Origin of the sequence: Saccharothrix variisporea (genome assembly GCF_003634995.1) — a bacterium.
Classification (GTDB): Bacteria; Actinomycetota; Actinomycetes; order Mycobacteriales; family Pseudonocardiaceae; genus Actinosynnema; species Actinosynnema variisporeum.
Window position 1 is genome coordinate 4,664,803 of record NZ_RBXR01000001.1, and the last position, 18,022, is coordinate 4,682,824.

The 18,022-nt window shown below is 71.9% G+C and carries 19 protein-coding genes; 15 read left to right on the plus strand and 4 right to left on the minus strand.

All coding sequences use genetic code 11. From position 1 onward, the window contains the following. Positions 1-27: 27 nt before the first annotated feature. Both DFJ66_RS20755 and DFJ66_RS20760 read left to right on the plus strand, forming a co-directional pair. Positions 28-1,827, plus strand: coding sequence for a dynamin family protein (locus DFJ66_RS20755; protein ID WP_121223340.1), 1,800 nt, complete (start codon positions 28-30; stop codon positions 1,825-1,827). After that, positions 1,824-3,197, plus strand: a complete 1,374-nt coding sequence (locus DFJ66_RS20760; RefSeq protein WP_121223341.1) for a GTPase domain-containing protein — start codon at positions 1,824-1,826, stop codon at positions 3,195-3,197. The genes DFJ66_RS20755 and DFJ66_RS20760 overlap by 4 nt, the downstream gene beginning before the upstream one ends. Here the strand turns inward: DFJ66_RS20760 and DFJ66_RS20765 are convergent. Then, the gene (locus DFJ66_RS20765) at positions 3,194-4,009 is read right to left on the minus strand and encodes a LysR family transcriptional regulator (RefSeq protein WP_121223342.1); all 816 of its coding nucleotides are present in this window, start codon (positions 4,007-4,009) and stop codon (positions 3,194-3,196) included. The two genes, DFJ66_RS20760 and DFJ66_RS20765, sit on opposite strands and share 4 nt — an antisense overlap. 75 nt (positions 4,010-4,084) lie before the next feature. Here DFJ66_RS20765 and DFJ66_RS20770 point away from each other — a divergent pair, with 75 nt between their 5' ends. Continuing rightward, complete coding sequence (locus DFJ66_RS20770; RefSeq protein ID WP_121223343.1) at positions 4,085-4,900, plus strand: PhzF family phenazine biosynthesis protein; 816 nt, start codon at positions 4,085-4,087, stop codon at positions 4,898-4,900. Here DFJ66_RS20770 and DFJ66_RS20775 read toward each other — a convergent pair. After that, positions 4,897-5,322 carry a nitroreductase family deazaflavin-dependent oxidoreductase gene (locus DFJ66_RS20775; RefSeq protein WP_121223344.1) on the minus strand — a complete coding sequence of 142 codons (426 nt, stop codon included), beginning with the start codon at positions 5,320-5,322 and terminating at the stop codon, positions 4,897-4,899. The two genes, DFJ66_RS20770 and DFJ66_RS20775, sit on opposite strands and share 4 nt — an antisense overlap. A 320-nt stretch (positions 5,323-5,642) precedes the next feature. Here DFJ66_RS20775 and DFJ66_RS20780 point away from each other — a divergent pair, with 320 nt between their 5' ends. Further along, entirely contained in the window at positions 5,643-6,632 is a 990-nt protein-coding gene (locus DFJ66_RS20780) for a LysR family transcriptional regulator (RefSeq protein ID WP_121223345.1), read from the plus strand. Here DFJ66_RS20780 and DFJ66_RS20785 read toward each other — a convergent pair. After that, on the minus strand, positions 6,629-7,444 hold the full coding sequence (locus DFJ66_RS20785; protein WP_121223346.1) for an SDR family oxidoreductase: 816 nt from the start codon (positions 7,442-7,444) through the stop codon (positions 6,629-6,631). The genes DFJ66_RS20780 and DFJ66_RS20785 overlap by 4 nt on opposite strands. Positions 7,445-7,539: 95 nt before the next feature. On the opposite strand from DFJ66_RS20785, the gene DFJ66_RS20790 reads away from it, so the two are divergent. The 4 genes from DFJ66_RS20790 (at position 7,540) to DFJ66_RS20805 (ending at position 10,584) form a co-directional block, all read left to right on the plus strand. Continuing rightward, complete coding sequence (locus DFJ66_RS20790; protein WP_121223347.1) at positions 7,540-7,914, plus strand: winged helix-turn-helix transcriptional regulator; 375 nt, start codon at positions 7,540-7,542, stop codon at positions 7,912-7,914. Between the two features lie 152 nt (positions 7,915-8,066). Continuing rightward, the gene (locus DFJ66_RS45310) at positions 8,067-9,128 is read left to right on the plus strand and encodes a gamma-glutamylcyclotransferase (RefSeq protein WP_121223348.1); all 1,062 of its coding nucleotides are present in this window, start codon (positions 8,067-8,069) and stop codon (positions 9,126-9,128) included. A 91-nt stretch (positions 9,129-9,219) separates the two neighbouring features. After that, positions 9,220-9,798 carry a DUF4232 domain-containing protein gene (locus DFJ66_RS20800; RefSeq protein ID WP_121223349.1) on the plus strand — a complete coding sequence of 193 codons (579 nt, stop codon included), beginning with the start codon at positions 9,220-9,222 and terminating at the stop codon, positions 9,796-9,798. Further along, a complete protein-coding gene (locus DFJ66_RS20805) occupies positions 9,799-10,584 on the plus strand; it encodes an alpha/beta hydrolase (RefSeq protein ID WP_121223350.1) in 786 nt (261 codons plus the stop codon). It begins immediately after the preceding gene. Here the strand turns inward: DFJ66_RS20805 and DFJ66_RS20810 are convergent. Next, the gene (locus DFJ66_RS20810; RefSeq protein WP_121223351.1) at positions 10,572-11,318 is read right to left on the minus strand and encodes an SDR family NAD(P)-dependent oxidoreductase; all 747 of its coding nucleotides are present in this window, start codon (positions 11,316-11,318) and stop codon (positions 10,572-10,574) included. The genes DFJ66_RS20805 and DFJ66_RS20810 overlap by 13 nt on opposite strands. 133 nt (positions 11,319-11,451) lie before the next feature. On the opposite strand from DFJ66_RS20810, the gene DFJ66_RS20815 reads away from it, so the two are divergent. From DFJ66_RS20815 to DFJ66_RS20845, 7 genes are all read left to right on the plus strand, one after another. Next, on the plus strand, positions 11,452-12,267 hold the full coding sequence (locus DFJ66_RS20815; protein WP_121223352.1) for a hypothetical protein: 816 nt from the start codon (positions 11,452-11,454) through the stop codon (positions 12,265-12,267). A gap of 134 nt (positions 12,268-12,401) precedes the next feature. After that, complete coding sequence (locus DFJ66_RS20820) at positions 12,402-12,662, plus strand: hypothetical protein (protein ID WP_121223353.1); 261 nt, start codon at positions 12,402-12,404, stop codon at positions 12,660-12,662. A gap of 19 nt (positions 12,663-12,681) precedes the next feature. Continuing rightward, entirely contained in the window at positions 12,682-12,933 is a 252-nt protein-coding gene (locus tag DFJ66_RS20825; protein ID WP_121223354.1) for a hypothetical protein, read from the plus strand. A gap of 1 nt (position 12,934) precedes the next feature. Further along, positions 12,935-15,703 (plus strand): FtsK/SpoIIIE domain-containing protein, encoded by a 2,769-nt coding sequence (locus DFJ66_RS20830; protein WP_121223355.1) that lies wholly within the window; start codon positions 12,935-12,937, stop codon positions 15,701-15,703. After that, positions 15,700-16,125 carry a hypothetical protein gene (locus DFJ66_RS20835; RefSeq protein WP_121223356.1) on the plus strand — a complete coding sequence of 142 codons (426 nt, stop codon included), beginning with the start codon at positions 15,700-15,702 and terminating at the stop codon, positions 16,123-16,125. Before DFJ66_RS20830 ends, DFJ66_RS20835 begins: the two co-directional genes overlap by 4 nt. A gap of 51 nt (positions 16,126-16,176) precedes the next feature. Further along, positions 16,177-16,875, plus strand: coding sequence for a GNAT family N-acetyltransferase (locus DFJ66_RS20840; RefSeq protein WP_121223357.1), 699 nt, complete (start codon positions 16,177-16,179; stop codon positions 16,873-16,875). A 37-nt stretch (positions 16,876-16,912) separates the two neighbouring features. Next, on the plus strand, positions 16,913-17,926 hold the full coding sequence (locus DFJ66_RS20845) for an NADP-dependent oxidoreductase (RefSeq protein ID WP_121223358.1): 1,014 nt from the start codon (positions 16,913-16,915) through the stop codon (positions 17,924-17,926). Positions 17,927-18,022: the final 96 nt, after the last annotated feature.

The window sequence follows — 18,022 nt, forward strand, 5'->3', positions numbered from 1 at the left end:
GGTGAACACGGCACACTCTTCCGGGTGATGTCCGCGCCCTGGCTCGACGTGCTCGACGACACGATCCGGTCCTGCGCCGCCCACAACCGGCCGGACCTGGCCGAAAGACTCCGCGAGAAGCGCGCCCGCACGCTGGACCCGAAGCTGCGGGTGCTGGTGCTGGGCGAACCCAAGCAGGGCAAGAGCCAGCTGGTGAACGCGCTGGTCAACGCCCCGGTGTGCGCGGTGGGCGACGACGTGACGACCACCGTGCCGACGTTCGTCCAACACGCGGAGACCCCCAACGCCGCCCTGGTCAGAACCATCGCGAACACCCCGACCGAACGCATCCCGGTGCCGCTGGACCAGCTCGCCAGCCAGGTCAGCGCCGGGCACACCGGCGAGCTGCTACGCGCCGAGGTCGGCATCCCCCGCGCCCTGCTCACGTCCGGCCTTGTGTTGATCGACACACCCGGCGTCGGCGACCTGCGGCCCGCGCACACCGCGAGCACGTTCACCGCGCTGCTCCAGGCCGACGCCGTGCTGATGGTGTCCGACGCCACAGCCGAGCTGACCGCGTCCGAATTGGAGCTCCTGCGCCAGGTCATGGCGTCCTGCCCGAACGTCACCGTGGTGCTCACCAAGATCGACATCGCCGCGCACTGGCGGCGGGTGCTGGAGCGCAACCGCGCCCACCTGGCCCGCGCGGGCGTCGCGGCCAAGCTGATCCCGGTGTCGGCGGCCCTGCGGCTGCGCGCCGCGAAGACCGGCGACAAGGCGCTCAACGCCGAGTCCGGGTTCCCCGAGCTGCTGGAGTGCGTGCAGCGCGACATCGTGGCCGCCGCCGACGTGCTGGCCCGCCGGTCGGTCGCGGTCGCCGCGGCCGGGGCGATCAAGCAGCTGGTCGCGCCGGTGCGCGAGGAGCTGACCAGCGACGGCGCGCAGAGCACCCAGCGGACCATCAACGCGCTCAACGAGGCCCAGCGCCGCATCGACGAGCTTCGCCGCCGGTCCGCGCGCTGGCAGACCGTGCTCGCCGACGAGATGGCCGACCTGGTCTCCGACATCGAGTACGACCTGCGGGAACGGACCCGGCGGATCCTGCGCGAGGTGGACCGGACGTTCGAGACCGCCGACCCGGCGCTGGGCTGGGAGGAGTTCGAGCGCTGGCTGGAGGACAACCTCACCGAGGCCGCGGCGCAGAACTTCACCTGGTTGATGGACCGGGCCGAGTGGGTCGCGGAGAAGGTCGCCCGCAGCTTCCCGGTGCGCCGCGACGACCTGCTGCCCGAGTCGATCTTCCCGGCGGACGTGCTGGACCGGGTGTCCAAGATGGACAAACCGGTCATCGAGCGGTTCACCGTGCCGCAGAAGCTGTTCACCGGCCTGCGCGGCTCCTACGGCGGCGTGCTGATGTTCGGCCTGGTCACCAGCCTGGCCGGGATGCCGCTGATCAACGCGATCTCGCTGGGCGCGGGCGCGCTGTTCGGCGGGAAGTCCATCATGGACGAGAGCGACCAGCGGTTGAAGCGCAGGCAGGCCGCCGCGAAGGTGGCCGCGCAGCGGCACGTGGACGACTTCTTCATCAAGTTCAGCAAGGACTTCCGGGACGCGGCCCGGCACATCCAGCGCAGCCTGCGCAACCACTTCAGCACGCTGGCCGAAGAGTTGCAGGAGACCCTGCTGGAGTCGGCGCGCGGCGCACGCCGGGCCGTGCAGGACGACTCCGCCGAACGTGACCGCCGGGTCCGCGAGGCCCGGCAGGAGCTGGACCGGCTCGTGCAGCTCTACCAGCGGGTGCAGGCGCTGGCGGGCGGGCACACCCCACCGTTGGGGATCAGCGCGTGACTCTCGTCGACGAGGTGTGGGCGCTGCTGGAGGACGCGCTCGCGGTGTACCGGGACAGCCCGCGTGCCGTCGCGTGGCTGCGCGGCCACCAGGCCCGGTTCAGCGAGCCGGTGCGGGTGGCGGTCGCGGGCGCGCCGCGCACGGGCAAGTCCACCGTGGTGTCGGCGCTGATCGGCGAGGAGTTCGTGCCGACGGGGACGTTCACCTGGTACCGCGACGGCGCTCAGCCGCGCGCTTCGGTCGGGCCGCACGAAGTGCCCGTGGTGCGGCGGGACGGGCGGGCGTTCATCGACGTGCACGACGCCGACCGGGTGACCGTGGAGTGGCCGTCGCGGTCGCTGCGGGACCTGACCCTGATCGACACGCCCGCCGACGCCCCGGTGGAGCAGGTGTACGGCGAGGCCGACGCGGTGCTGTTCCTGACCAGGCACATGCACAACACGGACCTGCGCTACCTCCAGACCGCGCACGACCACCCGGTCGCGCGGGCGGCACCGGTGAACACGGTGCTGGTGCTGGCGCGGGCGGACGAGATCGGCGGCGGGCGCATCGACGCGCTGTCGTCGGCCAAGCAGATCGCGCGCCGGTACCGGCGTGAGGCCCAGGTCCGGCCGTTGTGCCAGAACGTGGTCGCGGTGGCGGGGCTGCTGGCGGTGGCCGCGCGGACGTTGCAGGCGGAGGAGTTCGCGGCCCTGGCCACGCTCGCGTCCTTGGCGCGCACGGAGCTGGAGGACTACCTGCTGTCCGCGGACCGGTTCGTCGGGACGGACTTCCCGGTGCGGCTGGACCCGGCGGTGCGGCGGGGTCTGGTGGAGCGGTTCGGGATCTTCGGGGTGCGGCTGACCACGACGTTGATCCGGCAGGGGTTCGACACGCAGGTCAAGCTGACCGGGCAGCTGGTGCAGCGCAGCGGGTTGGGCGAGCTGCGGGAGTCGATCGGGCTGTACTTCACCGAGCGGGCGGACGTGCTGAAGGCGCGCTCGGCGCTGCTCGGGCTGGACGTGGTGCTGCGCAACGCGCCCCGGCCCGGTGCGGCCGGGTTGGCGGCTGCGGTGGAGCGGATCCTGGCTTCGGCGCACGACTTCCGGGAGCTGCGGCTGCTGGCGGCGTTGCAGGGCGGGCGGTTGAAGCTGCCGGGGTGGGACGACGAGGCGGCGCGGCTGGTCGGCGGGGAGGGGACGTCCCTGGTGGCGCGGCTGGGGATGGAGTACGAGCCGAGCGAGGCGGAGCTGCGGCACGTCGTGCTGGACACGCTGGGGCGGTGGCGGGAGCAGGCGGCCAGCCCGACCCTGGACAACGGGCAGCGGCGGGCGGCGACCGTGGTGGTGCGCAGCTGCGAGGGGATGCTGGCCGGGCTGTCCCGGACCTAGGCGAGGGCGTCGGCGACCGTGCGGACGGCGGCGGACGGGGTGCGGCGCGGGTCGGTGACCAGGAACAGGGTGCTGTCCGGGAGTTCCCGCACGCGTTGCAGGGTGCCGGCGTCCAGCTGTTCCGCCACCGCCACGCGCGGCAGCACGGACCAGCCCAGGCCCGCCATCACGCACGACCGCACGGCCTCGATGCTGCCGAACCTGGTGATGTTCGGGGTCGCCGTCAGGTCGCGCACGAACCGGTCCGTGTACGAGCAGCCCTCCTCCAGCAGGAAGTACCGCTCCTCCACCGGGACACCCGGAGCGGTGACCAGCTCGATCGGTTCCACCCCGATCGCGTTGACCTTCAGACCCGGTGCGGTGACGGCCTCCTCCAGCACCAGCGCCAGGTCCAGCGCACCGCTGCGGACGCCGGCGATGGCGGCTCGGGTACCCACCGGGGACATGTGCACGGTGATGCCCGGCCAGCGCAGGGCCACGTCGGCTATCCGTTGCGGCAACCGGTAAGCGCACACCGACTCCGGGGCACCTATGCGGACGTCGCCCTCCACCTCGGTGCTGCCGCGCACGGCGTCGCGCAGCCGTTGCTCCGCCACCAGGACCTCGCGGGCGTGTTCGACCGCCCTGCGGCCGGCTTCGGTGAGCCGCGCGCCGCTGGGCAGGCGGTCGAACAGGCGGGCGCCCAGGGTGCGTTCCAGCGCCTTCACCTGGCTGGTCACCGTGGACTGCACCAGGTGCAGCTCCGCCGCGGTGGCGGTGAAGCTGCCGGTGCGGGCCAGCACCAGGAGGGTGCGCAGGAGGCGGCTGTCCATGACATCGACAATACCGATTGGATCTATCGGAGAGAATCGTTGGATTCGATGGACGTCGTGCCGCACCCTGGTGGCATGACCGACGTGCTCCGCTACACCGCCTTCACCACCGACCCGGCCGGCGGCAACCCCGCGGGTGTCGTCCTCGACGCTACCGGGCTCGACGACGCCGCGATGCTCGCGATCGCCGCCGAGGTCGGGTACTCGGAGACCGCCTTCGTGCTCCCGCGCCCGGAAGACGACGAGTTCGACGTCCGCTACTTCAGCCCGCGGGTGGAGGTGCCGTTCTGCGGGCACGCCACCGTGGCCACCGCGGTCGCCCTCGGCACCACCGGCACGCTGCGGTTCCACACCCCGGTCGGGCTGGTGGAGGTCGAAGCCGGGAACGGTACCGCGACGCTGACCAGCGTGCCCACCTCCACCGAGCCCGCCACCGAAGCCGACCTCGACCGCGCGCTGACGGCCCTGCGCTGGTCCCGCGACGACCTCGACCCGCGCTTCCCACCGCACTGGGCGTTCGCCGGCGGCCACCACCTCGTGCTGGCCGTCAAGACCCGGACCCGGCTCAAGGACCTGGACTACGACTTCGACGCCCTCGCCGACCTCCTGCGCGAGCACGACGCCCTCACCGCGCAGCTGGTGTTCCAGCGCGAGGAGGACGTGTTCGACGCCCGCGACCCGTTCCCGGTCGGCGGGGTCGTGGAGGACGCGGCCACCGGCGCGGCGGCGCTGGCCTTCGGCGGCTACCTGCGCGACCTGGGCCTGATCACCGGCGACCGCACGATCACCATCCACCAGGGCGTGGACATGGGTCGTCCCAGCGAGCTGACCGTGGACGTCCGGCAGGACGACCGGCGGGTCCGGGTCACCGGCGCCGCCGTGCGGATCTAGGTGCGGTCCAGGACCACGACCGGGATCTCGCGGTCGGTCTTGCGCTGGTAGGACTCGAAGTCCGGCCACACCTCGTTCATCAGCGCCCACAGCTCGGCCCGCTCGTCCCCGGTGGACGTGCGGGCCGTCGCCGTGAACTCGTCGTCGCCCACGCGGACCTGGACGGTCGGGTCGGCGACGAGGTTCTTGTACCAGGCGGGGTGGTCCGGCGAGCCGCCGTAGGAGGCCACCACCACGTACGAGTCGCCGTAGGGCTGGTAGATCAGGGCAGTGCGGCGCGGCTGACCGGACTTCCGGCCGGTCGTGGTGAGCAGGAGCGTGTAGACGCCGGGCCGCCACTCGTGGCCCTTCTCGCCATCGGATTCGATGTAGTCCTTGATGTGCTTGTTCACCCAGCCGACGGGGCTGTCCACTACTGACATGCCTTCGACGCTACCCAGAACGCGGCGGGGCCGCCGGTCGCTACTCCGCAGTCACGACCGGCGGCCCGCAACGGGGTGGGGACGTCCGCCTCGCACCCCCTCGGCCACTCACCGGGTCCCGGGCGTCCACCGGACCAACCGCCCGCGTAAACGGGGTTCGGGTCGCTCGTCAGGACGGGAGGGCCACAGCTGTGTTGCGTCTGTTTCTAGTAGATCTGGCTGGCGCGACGCATGTCTTCCTCTCCACTTCACGGGGACTTCGCCAACTATGGCGTCCGTGAGGGGTGGCGGCTCATACAAAAGGGGGATAGAAGAGCGTTATGCCCGAGCTTGAGCTGCGCCACCTCCGCGCGGTGTGCGCGATCGCCGAAGAAGGCAGCCTCACCAAGGCCGCGACCAGGCTCGGCCTGACGCAGCCGGCGATGAGCGCCCAGCTGCGGACGGTCGAGCGGATCGTGGGCGGACAGCTGTTCGACCGGACGCCCGGCGGGAGCGTGCCCACGGACCTCGGCAAACAGGTCGTCGGCACGGCCCGGCTGGTGCTGGACGAGGTGGAGCAGCTGGTCAGCCTGGCCAAGGAACGCACCCGCGACCGCACTCCGGGGCCGCTCATCGCGGGTGGCGTGCCGACGCTCTTTTTTGGCCACTTCGTGGAGGAATTGCGGCGGACGATCCCGTGTTCGGAAGTCCGCACCGAGATCATGCCGGGTGGCTCGGACTTGTTGGAGTTGCTGGTGTCCGGACAGGTCCACCTCGGGGTGCTGGACCGGTTCGAAGGCATGGAGCGCCGGGAACTGCGCGGCCTGGAAATCCGCCGCCTCATCAGCGAACCGCAGTTCGTCGCGCTCCCGGAGTGGGACCCGCTGGCCGAGCAGGACGAGGTGGACCTGGCCCAGCTCGCCGACCGCGACTGGGTGACCCCTCCGGACGAGCTGGTCGGCAACCGGCTCCAGATGTTCAACGCCTGCGCCGAGGCCGGCTTCACGCCGAGGCTGACCCACCACGTCAACGAGGCCTCGACCGCCCGGGGCCTGGTGGCCAACGGCGCGGTGTCCTTCGCCCTGCCCCAGTCCCGCAGCGGCGACGGCATCGTGATCCGCCCGCTGAAGGGCTCGCCCCTGATGGTGGACCTGATGCTCGCCACCCGCCGGGAGGGGCCGGCGGCGGGCCGCGCACACGACGTCTTCGCGTGCGCGGCCCGCGCCTACAAGGCAGTCCTGCCCCGCAACCCCGTCTACGCCAAGTGGTGGGACGAGAACCCCGGTGCGCACGCCGAGATCGACGCGGCGCTCCTGGTGGCGGGCGACTAGGCCAGGGCCGCGCGGACGGCGTCGTCGATCGGGGTCGGCGTCCGGCCGATCAGCTTCTCCAGGTCGGGCCGCACCTCGGCCAGCGCGCCCGCGCCGATGTTGACCTCGATGTCGGTGATCAGCTCCGCCAGGAACGGAGGCAGCCCGAAGCCCTCCAGCGCCGCCACCCGCTCCGCCTTGCCCACCGGCTGGTACGTGGTCCCGGCCAACTCCGCCAGCTCCGCGAAGCCCCACGCGCGCGCACCGGTCAGCTCGTAGACGGCGTTCTCGTGCCCCTCGGTGCTCAGCACGACCGCCGCCGCCAGCGCCAGGTCGTCACGGGACGCGCTCGCGATGACCCCGTCGCCGGCCGCCGCCACGACCGGGCCGTGGCCGAGGGTGCCGGTGTAGTTCTCGTGGTACATGCCGTTGCGCAGGAAGGTGAACGGCACGCCGGTCGCCCGGATCATCTCCTCGGTGGCCTTGTGCACCTTGGCCAGGCTCAGCGGCGACGTGTCGGCGTCGGTGACCGAGGTGTAGACGATGTGCCGCACGCCCGCCTCGACGGCGGCGGTCACGGCGTTGCGGTGCAGTTCGACGCGCACCTCGTCCGGGCCGTCCGCGGAGACCAGGAGCAGCTTGTCGACGCCGGCGAACGCGGTCGCCAGGGTTTCCGGGCGGGCGAAGTCGCCGAGGCGCACCTCGACCGGCAGGTCGGCCTTGTCGGGGTTGCGCACGGACACGGCCAGGTCGGCCGCCGGGAGCCGGTCGAGGGTGTGCTTGAGGATGAGGGAGCCGAGGTGGCCGGTCGCGCCGGTGATCAACGTGGTCATGCCGGCAACGCTAGAGAGGGCGCTAACTATTCGTAAGTACCCACCTTCGAGTGGGGTACTTACCGATCAGAAAGCGAGCAGGTAGAGTGGTCGGAGTGGCGACCAATGGTGATGTGTACGACCGCAACTGCCCGTCCCGGGTCATCGCCAACCATGCGACCGGCCAGTGGGGCAGCCTGGTGATGGGCAAGCTGCTGGACGGGACGCGGCGGTTCAGCGAGCTGCGGCGCGAGGTCGCGGGCGTGAGCGAGAAGATGCTCGCCCAGACCCTCCAGGCGCTGGAGCGCGACGGGCTCGTCCACCGCGAGGTCCACCCGGTGATCCCGCCGCACGTGGACTACTCCCTGACCCCGCTGGGTACCCAGGCGGCGGAACGGATCAGGGGTCTGTTCACGTGGATCGAGGACAACCTGCCCCACCTCATGGCCGCGCAGGACGCCTACGACGCCCGACGCGCCGAGAACGTGTGACCGATCACGTTCAGAACTCCGATCTGTATCGCTCAAGCTCGACCAAGGATCACCCGGTCGGCGCACAGAAACGCGAGGAAACGTCGGGTGTTTGCGGTCGCAGAAAACCCAACACGACGTGAATTCCATGTGAGCTTTGCCAGAATGGGGTCATGACGCAGCCCTTCACGGACGATACCCACCCGGCCGAGCCCTATCCGGGAGCTCGGCCGGGACACTGCTTCGTGCACGTCGACGGCGCCGGCTGGCCGGTCACACCCGACCCGGGCGCCGACTCCGGCTGGCGCGTCGCACCGGACGGCAAGGACCTGGACGAGTGGCTCGCCGACCACGGCGAACCACCCCTGGCGGGCCGGATGCCGGTGCTGGCCTACGGCTCCAACGCCAACCCGGCCAAGGTGACGTGGCTGCGTGAAGAACTCGGACTGACCGGCCCGGCGGTCGTGCTCCGAGCCCGCTGCGAGGGGTTCGCCGCCGTGTGGGCGGCCGGGCTGCGCGCCCGCGACGGGCAGCGCCCCGCGACCCTGGCCGCCGCGCCCGGCGTCGAGGAGGAGCACGCGGTGTGGTTCGCCACCGCCGACCAGCTCCGGGTCCTCGACCGCTGCGAGGGGCGCGGGCTGCGGTACCGACTGGTGCGCGTGCACACCGGACGCGTCACGCTGTTCGACGGCGCCGTGGTGGACTCCGTGCTCGCCTACACCGGCGCCGGCAAGCGGCGGATGCCGCTGCTCGTCAACGGGCGTCCGGTGCGCTGCGCGGACGTGGACCAGCGGAGGGCGTGGACCATGGGCGGACGACCGGCCGAGACCGACGGCCTCGACGTCACCCCGGTGCACGGCGACCCCACCCCGGACGACTGGCCGGACCGCCTGTTCGTCTACGGCACCCTCCAGCCCGGCATGCGCGCCTGGCACCTGGTCGAGCCGTTCGTGACCGGCGAGCCCGAACCCGCCCGCCTGCCCGGCTCCCTGCACGACACCGGCGCGGGCTACCCGGCGCTGCGACCGGGCGACGGCCCCGGCGTGCCGGGTCACGTGCTGCGCCTGGAGTCCCCGGAGGACGCGCTGCCCGTGCTGGACGAGTACGAGGGCGACGAGTACCGCCGCATCCGGGTGACCATGCCCGACGGACGCGTGTGCTGGACCTACCTGTGGACCGCCGGCGTCGACGGGATGCCGGTGCTACCCCACGGTTGGGTCGAGAACCGTCCGTGATGCGCCCGATCCGGTGAATTCTTCCCCGCCGCACCCAACCGTTCGGCGGGTGGGTACGTCCTCCTGGTAGGACCACGACCAGGAGGTGGACATGAGGCGACTCCTCGTGTGCTGCGGTGCCCTGGTGGCGCTGGCCGCGTGCGGCAGCCCGCGGCAGGCGGCCGACCAGCAGACCCTGTCCCTCACCCCGTCCTCGACCAGTTCCGCCGCCCCCGTCCCGCCGACGTCCCCGACTACCGCCGCGCCCGCGACCGGCCGGTGCACCGCCGCGACGCTGAGCGGCAAGGTGGAGCCGACCGACGCGGGCGCGGGCAACCGGTACGGCAAGTTCGTCGTGACCAACACCGGCCAGGTGCCGTGCACGCTCAACGGCTACAGCGGCTTCCAGCTCCAGGACGCCAACGGGCAGCCGGTGCCCACCGACCTCCAGCGCACCCCGAACCCCGGCCCGGCACCGGTCCCGCTGGCGCCCGGTGCGAGCGCGGCGGCCAACCTGCACTGGAACGTCGTGCCCTCCGGCGACGAGCCGGTGGACCAGCCGTGCCAGCCCGAGGCCAGCGGCGCCGCCGCCATCCCGCCCGACGAGACGCAGCCGATGACCGTGGCGTGGGGCCTGGGCCCGGTGTGCGGCGGTGGGAAGATCGAGATCAGCGCGTTCTACGCTGCTTAGGTGATCGAGTCCAACGTCCCCGGCCACGCCGGGGAGCTCGCGGTCCGCACCTGGCCGAACCTCGACGCCACCTGGCTCGCCGTGCTCGTGCACGGCTACGGCGAGCACGGCGGGCGGTACGGGCACGTGGCCGACAGACTGGTCGAGGCGGGCGCGCTGGTGGTCGCCGCCGACCACGTCGGGCACGGCAAGTCCGAGGGCGAACCCGTGCTGATCACCGACTTCGACGGCGTGGTTGCCGACGTCGGCGCGGCGGTCAGCTCGGCCGCGTCCGACCTGCCGACCGTCCTCATCGGACACTCGATGGGCGGTCTGATCGCCACTCGTTACGCGCAGCGGAACCCGTTGACCGCACTGGTGCTGTCCGCGCCCGTGCTCGGCACGTGGCAGGGCCTGGACGTGCTGTCCCTGCCGGAGATCCCGGACACCCCGATCGACCCGGACGTGCTGTCCCGCGACCCGGAGGTCGGCAAGCAGTACGCCGCCGACCCCCTGGTCTGGCACGGTCCGTTCAAGCGGCCCACGCTGGAAGCGCTGGAACGCGCGCTCGACGAGGTGAACTACGGCCCCACGCTGGAGCACCTGCCGACGCTGTGGCTGCACGGCGACGCCGACGAACTGGTGCCCCTGGCCGACACCCGCACCGGCACCGACCGCGTCCGCGGCCTGCTGTTCGAGGAGCGCATCTACCCGGGCGCGCGGCACGAGCTGTTCAACGAGACCAACCGGGACGAGGTGCTGGACGACGTGGTGGCGTTCGTCCAGCGGATACTTCACCAGAGCTGATCGGTGGGGCGCACCAGGATCTCGTTCACCGACACGTGCTCGGGCTGCGTGACGGCGTAGAGGACGGCCGCGGCGATGTCGTCGGCCTGGAGTTGGCGCATGCCGGCGATCCGGTCCTCCAGCGCGTTCTTGGCGTTCTCGTCGGTGATGTGCTCGCGCAGCTCGGTCTCCACCACGCCGGGCTCGACCACGACGACCCGGACGCCCTGCGCGGCCACTTCCTGCCGCAGCGCCTCGCTGAACGCGTTGAGGCCGAACTTGGTGGCCGCGTAGACGGCGGCACCGGGCCGCGCGCCCCGGCCGGCGGTGGAAGAGATCTGGATGAGCGCGCCGCGCCGTTCGATCAGGTGCGGCAGGGCGGCGTGCGTGAGGTACATGACGCCGAGGAGATTTGTCGACACCATCCGCCGCCACTCCTCGGTGTCCGCGCCCAGGACCCCGCCCAGCAGCATCACGCCGGCGTTGTTGACCAGCACGTCCAGCCCGCCGAACGCCTCGACGGCCCGCTCGACGGCGGCCCGGCAGGCGGCCTCGTCGGTCACGTCCAGCTCCAGGGTCAGCACCTTGACCCCCTCCTCGGCCAACCGCGCCTCCACCGCCGCCAACCGGTCGGCGCGTCGAGCCGCGATGACCACCGACGCCCCGGCCTTGCCCAGCGCGATCGCCGTCGCCTCGCCGATGCCCGAAGACGCCCCGGTCACGAGCGCGACCTTGCCCTGAAGGTTGTTCGTCATGACGCACAGCCAACCGGCTGGAGCGCGCTCCAGGTCAAGGCTCTGCCCGAAGGCGCGACTGGCGTCGCGCGGCCACGAGTGCCACCAGGCGGCGTGCGGGGGCCGGCGCGGTTCGTGGACAATTCGTGCTGCGATGGTGGGCGAAGACCTGGAGCTGCTGATCACCGTGGTGGTCGCGGCCGACGACGAGCAGCAGGCGCGGACCGCCTGCGCCGGTCTGCTGCGGCGGGTCGGCGGGCGGGTCGTCGCGGCCGGGGACTGCTCCGACGAGGAACCCGGGTGCTGGTCGGTGACGGTGTCGCTGGTCAGCGGCGAGCGGGCCACGCAGAACGTCGCCGGCGCGCTGGCGCGGGCGGTGCGGATGTTCGTGCGGTCGCTCGGGGACGACTTCCCCATGCCGCGGGTCGCGTGCGAGCCGCCCACCGCGTGGACCGTGCTGGAGGACCAGCCGCTGCTGGACGGGATCGTCCCGGGCGCGGAACGGCTGTTGATCGAGGCGTGGGCGGGCGGGGACCCACAACGCAGACCCGAAACCGAAACCGCGAAAAACGGGGAAGATCGCCCGGTTGCCGATGTTGCTGCGCCGGTCGGCGGGGGTACCCGGCTGCTGTTGCGGGTCGACGTCGCCGCCGACCGGTCCGCCGGGGCCGAGTGGCAAGCGCGGGCGGTAGCGAGCCGGGTCGCGCGAAGTGGCAAGATCACCCGAGTGGCTCCACATGGGCACCTACTGAGCGTGCACATCGACCTCGGGTCGAGTGTGGATTCGCCCACGGTCGCGCTACAGGGCGCGGTCTCGTCGTTGGGCCGAACGGGGTGGACGCCCGTGGAGTGGTCGGGTGAGTCGGCCATAACGCGCTGGTCAGCAACGCCTGTCCCAGAAAGTGGGATCACGGCGTTGGAACTGTCCGCGACACCGGCCTCGGCATTCGTGTGGACGGCGCCCGACTGAGATCAACAGCGCTAATCCGATCGAGTGGGTTTCACACGCCACCCGGTCAGCCGATCTTGCTTGTGAATCGTGAAACGTTCGGTACTACTTTCAACTATAGGAACTCCAGCGTTGTGGGAGGGGTCGGGACCGACATGGCCAGCATCGAAGAGGTCCGCGCCGCGATCGCCCAAGCCGTCGACAAGGCCGGGCAAAGCGCCCAGGCGCTGCAACAGGCGGCCGACTTGGCCGAGGACGCCCAAGCGCTGCTGAGCACCGCCACCCAGGGCAGCGCCCAGGCCGACGTCGAGCAGGCCAACAGCCAGTTCGCCGAGGTCGTCAGCGGCGTCACCGACCTGCAGAAGTTCCTGGCCAACGGCATCGCGCAGGCCGAGAACATCAACTCCCGGCTCTGAGCGTCGTGAAGGCCGTGACGTGACGTCGGTCGCCGAGGTGCGGCTCGCGCTCGAACAGAGCTGCGAGCTGCTCCGTGACGCCTATCGCAGTGTCCGCGAGGCCCAGAGCGCGTTGGACGAGGCGGTGGACCTCCTCGCCGACGCGGGCGCGAACCACCCCGAACCGCTGGTGCCCGACGGGTTCGCCAAGGCGCGCGAGCGCTTCGCCGACGAGCTGGACCTCATCGTCCGCAGCCTGGACCTCGTCCAGCGCCTGGCCGTGGAGCTGTGACGTGAGCAGGCGCGACGAGCGGCGCAGGAAGGTCGAGGGCTCCTTCGAGGAGTTCCGGGACGCGGTCGCCGCCGCGCTGGGCAACGCCTCGCGCGAACTGCGGCAGCTGGTGGACGAGCGCGCCCGGGACATGTTCGAGATCATGCTGCGCGGCGAGGGCGTCGACCGCGCGCAGGACGACCCCGTGCTGGCGAAGGCGGTGAAGAAGAACAAGGCGCTCGAGCAGCAGCTGGTGCAGGCGCTGATCGACCGGGTCGCCGCGTTCCGCGAGTGGTCCGAGGGCGGGCCGGACCGGCTGGCCGCCCTGGTGAACGCGGTCGCGCCGGGTCCCGCGTCGTGGCCGCCGGAGGCCTGGCTGGGCACCCCCGGCACCGCCGACGGCAGCGAGGGCGTGCCCGAGCTGTGGCGCATCGGCACCGGCGTGGTGCGCGGCGCGCCCGAGCCCCGGTCGTTCCCCGTCGCCGTGCCGCTGCTGGACCACTCGCACCTGCACGTCTCCTCCACCCCGGACAGCCGGCAGGCGGCGGACGCGCTGGTGGAGAACCTGCTGCTGCGCCTGGTCAGCCACTTCCAGCCGGGCCTGGTGCACGTCCACGTGTGGGACGTCAACCAGCTCACCGGCTCGCTGCCCGGCCTGTACCCGCTGACCCGCGCGGGCCTGCTCACCGTGCACGACCCGGCTCGCCCGCAGGAGCTGCTGGACGAGCTGTCCGACCACATCCGCCGCGTGCACACCGGGGTGCTGGTCGAGGGCCACCAGTCGGTGCGGTCGGTGGGCGGGCGGCGCACCGAGCCGTGGCGGGTGGCCGTGCTGTTCGGCAACCGCCAGGTGCTCAAGGAAGAGCACCAGCAGCAGCTGCAACGGGTGGCGCGCAACGGGTTGGCGTGCGGGGTGCAGCTGATCATCGTGGACATCCCGGTCACGGTGAACTCGCCGATCGAGACCGTGACCATCCACCCCGACCAGACCGCCACCTGCACCATGACCGGCAAGCACGTCGTGGTGACCCTGGACCCGCCGTTCCCCCGCACCGCCGTGCCCCGCGCCTGCGCCGCCATCGCGGACAAGCGCGAAGAGCGCCGGATGCGGCTGAGCACGTTCCAGGACCTGCTGCCCGAGCGGTTCTGGCAGGAGAGCTCGGCGTCCGGCGTGGTGGCCCCGGTCGGCTACCACGAGGGCGAGCCGGTGCACGTGGCGCTGGGCGACACCTCGCCGCACGCCCTGATCGGCGGCCCGAGCGGGTCGGGCAAGACCAACTTCCTCTACGCCATGCTCGGCAGCCTCGCCGCCCGCTACCACCCCGACGAGCTGGAGCTGTACCTGCTGGACTTCAAGGAGGGCGTGTCGTTCGCGCAGTTCGCGCCGGGCCGCAAGGACCCGACGTGGCTGCCGCACGCGCGCCTGGTCGGCGTGAACGTCAACACCGACCGCGAGTTCGGCGTGGCGCTGCTGAAGTTCCTGGCCGACGAGATGCGCCGGCGTGCCGACGCGGCCAAGCGGCACGAGGTCACCAAGCTGGAGCAGCTGCGCGAGGAGGACCCGGACGGCCGGTGGCCCCGGATCGTGGCCGTCATCGACGAGTTCCAGTACCTGTTCGGCGAGCGCGACGGCGTGACCGCGCAGGCCACCCAGCTGCTGGAGGACGTGGCCCGGCGCGGCCGGTCGCAGGGCATCCACCTGGTGCTGTCCAGCCAGGACGTGTCCGGCATCGAGGGGTTCTGGGGCAAGTCGGCGATCTTCGAGCAGTTCACCGTGCGGATCGCGCTGCCCAAGGCGCGCCGGGTGCTGGCCGAGCCGCAGAACGACGCCGCCGTGGAGCTGCCGCGCTGGCACGCCGTGGTCAACCACGAGTCCGGGGTCCGGCCGGGCAACGAGGTCGCGCGCATCCCGGACACCACGAGCAAGGGCACGTTCGACGCGCTGCAGGCCGAGCTGCACCGCCGCCGGCCGCCGGACCTGGCCGAACCGATCCTGTTCGACGGCAGCAAGGTGCCGTCGCTGCAGTCGCTGCCGGACTTCCAGTCGCTGCGCACCGGCGAGGCCAACCCGACCGTGCTGCTGGGCCAGGTCATCGACGTGGCGGGCAGCGCGGCGAAGGTGCGCTTCCCGCGCACCCCCGGGCGCAACATCGCGGTCATCGGCTCGCTGCCCGAGGACGCGGCGGGCGTGCTCGGCGGCGCGGCGCTGTCCCTGGCCCGCCAGCGGGAACCCGGCGAGGCGCAGTTCAGCCTGGCGTGCCTGGCCGAGGACGCGTGGCCGTACGCGGAGAAGCTGTACAAGCAGCTGCAGAACGCGGGCCACTCGGCGGAGCTGTTCGGTCTGGAGGGCATCCGGGCGCTGCTGGACGGCACGGCGGCCCGCCTGACGGCGTCGGTGACCGGCGAGACAGGTGCCCCGCTGCCGCCCCACTACCTGGTGGTGTACGCGGTGGACGCCGCGCACACCCTGCTGGAGAACAAGGATCCCACCACTCGCACGTCCGGAGTGGACAGTCTGCGCGCCGTGTTGAAGCACGGCCCGGAGAACCGCACCCACCTGCTCGGGTGGTGGCGGGGCGTGCAGCGGCTGAAGAACAGCCTGCCGCCGGGCCAGTACGACGACATCGGCGCGTGGCTCGCGTTCGACGTGCAGGGCAAGGAGTTGATCTCGTTCGGTCCGGAGCAGGTGATGTCGTGGTCCCCCAGACCGCACCGCTGCCTGTTCTTCGACCGGTTCGAGCACTCGCGCCCGCAGGTGGTCATTCCGTTCGACACCGGGGAGGAATCATGATCAGCCACGCCTCTGTCGTGCCCGCGCAACGCAGTGGGGACGCCGTGCCGGAGGTCGAGGCCGTCTCCGCGGTCGAGCGGTACAAGGAGATCGTGGCGCTGGCGGGCGAGTCCGTGCAGCGCATGCGGGAGGTGGACGAGCAGCGGGTCAAGGAGGCCTTGGACCGGCTGGTGGCGTCCCAGGACCGCATGGCGGAGGCCGTGGAGCAGGAGATGCTGACCCGCGTCGGCGTGACCCTGCTGTGGGAGTCGGCGCTGGACCTGCTGTGGGACGAGCGCTGGCTGACCATGAAGCCCCTGCCCGCACCGGACGAGTCCGTGCCGCCGCGCCCGCAGGAGCACTACAACGGGATGATGGAACTGGCGCACCAGCGGCTGGAGGACTCCCTCCAGAAGCGCACGCTATTCCGAAAGGGCCTCTAGTACGCCGGCATCCGCCTGCGGGTGGCCCCGGCCCTCGGCGATGATGCGGACATGCGTGTTCTACACACCCCGGAGGAGGTCGCGGCGGCGAACCCGGACCCGCTCGTCCGGTGGGCCGCCCAGAGCCTGCTGCCCGGCGGCGGTGGGGCGGCGTGGGCGCACGGTGGTGCGGTGGCCGTCCACGCCCCGGCCCTGAACCGGCACGACCGGCTCGTGCTCGCCGGTCCCCCCGACGACATCGCCGCGCTCCTCGACGCCCACCACCGGCCCGGCCTGTCCCCGCTGGTCACCACGGAGACCGCCGACGCACTCCCGCAGTACCCCGCGCACGGCACCTTCGGGTGGATGGAACGCGCCGGCACGCTCGCCGCGCCCGACGGCGTCCGCTGGCTGCGCGAGGACGAGTGGGACGACGTGGAGTCGTTGCTGCGCAAGGCCAGTCCCCAGTCGTACGTGTGGCCGCACGAACGCGGACCGCGCCGCTGGGCGGGCATCCACGTCGGCGACGCCCTGGTCGCCGTGGCCGCCGAAGCCTGGTCCGCGCCCGGCATCGGGTTCCTCGCCGGCGTGGCCACCCACCCCGACCACCGGGGACGCGGCCTGTCCACCCGGATCTGCGCGTACGTGGTCGGTGCCCTCCTGGCGGAGCACGGCGAATGCGCCCTGATGGTGGACAGGGCCAACGCCCCGGCTATCAGGGTCTACGAACGCCTGGGTTTCACCTATCGCAGCGTCACAGCCCTGAAATGAGGGAACACGGGCGGCCGACGCGGTGGTTGCACGGGACATGAGCGTGCCGAACACCGCGCGGGAGATCCACCTCGCCGCCCGCCCGCAGGGCTTCCCGACCCTCGACGACTTCGCCCTGGCCGAGGTCGAGGTCCCCACTCCCGGAGAGGGCCAGGTCCTGGTCCGCAACCTCGTGATGAGCGTGGACCCGTACATGCGCGGCCGGATGAACGACCGCAAGTCCTACGTGGCCCCGTTCCAGATCGGCAAACCCCTCGACGGCGGCGCGGTCGGCGAGGTCGTCGCGTCCGAGGCGGAGGGCTTCGCCGTGGGCGACACCGTCCTGCACGGACTGGGCTGGCGCGAGTACGCCCTGGTCGACGCGGCCCACGCCACGAAGGTCGATCCGACCCAGGCACCGCTGGGCGCGTACCTGGGCGTCCTCGGCATGCCCGGCATGACCGCGTACGCGGGCCTGGTGGACGTGGCCGCGTTCAAGGAGGGCGACGTCGTCTTCGTGTCCGGCGCGGCCGGCGCGGTCGGCCAGGTGGCGGGCCAGATCGCCAAGCTGAAGGGCGCCCGGCGCGTGATCGGCAGCGCCGGCACCGACGCCAAGGTCGACTACCTGGTGGACGAACTGGGCTTCGACGCGGCCTTCAACTACCGCAACGCCCCCGTGCGCGACCAACTGGCCAAGGCCGCCCCGGACGGCATCGACGTGTACTTCGACAACGTCGGCGGCGACCACCTGGAAGCGGCCCTGGAAGCGTTCAACCTCTACGGCCGGGCCGCCCTGTGCGGCGCGATCTCGGTCTACAACGACGCCGAACCCAAGCCCGGCCCGAACAACCTGTTCCTGGCCGTGGGCAAGCGCCTGACCTTGCGCGGCTACCTGGTCGCCGACCACGAGCACCTGCGCGAGCAGTTCGTGAAGGAGGTCGGCGGCTGGATCGCGTCGGGCGAACTGAAGTACGACGAGACCATCACCGAGGGCGGCGTGGAAAAGGCCCCGGAGGCGTTCCTCGGCATGCTCCGCGGCGAAAACCTCGGCAAGGCCCTGGTGACCTTCTAACACACCCCGCCGCGCGCAGCGCGGTGTGCAGTGGTCCCAACCACAGGTGGAGGGCCTCGGTTCCCCCGCCGTATGGCCTGCCCGAAGGGCTACCAC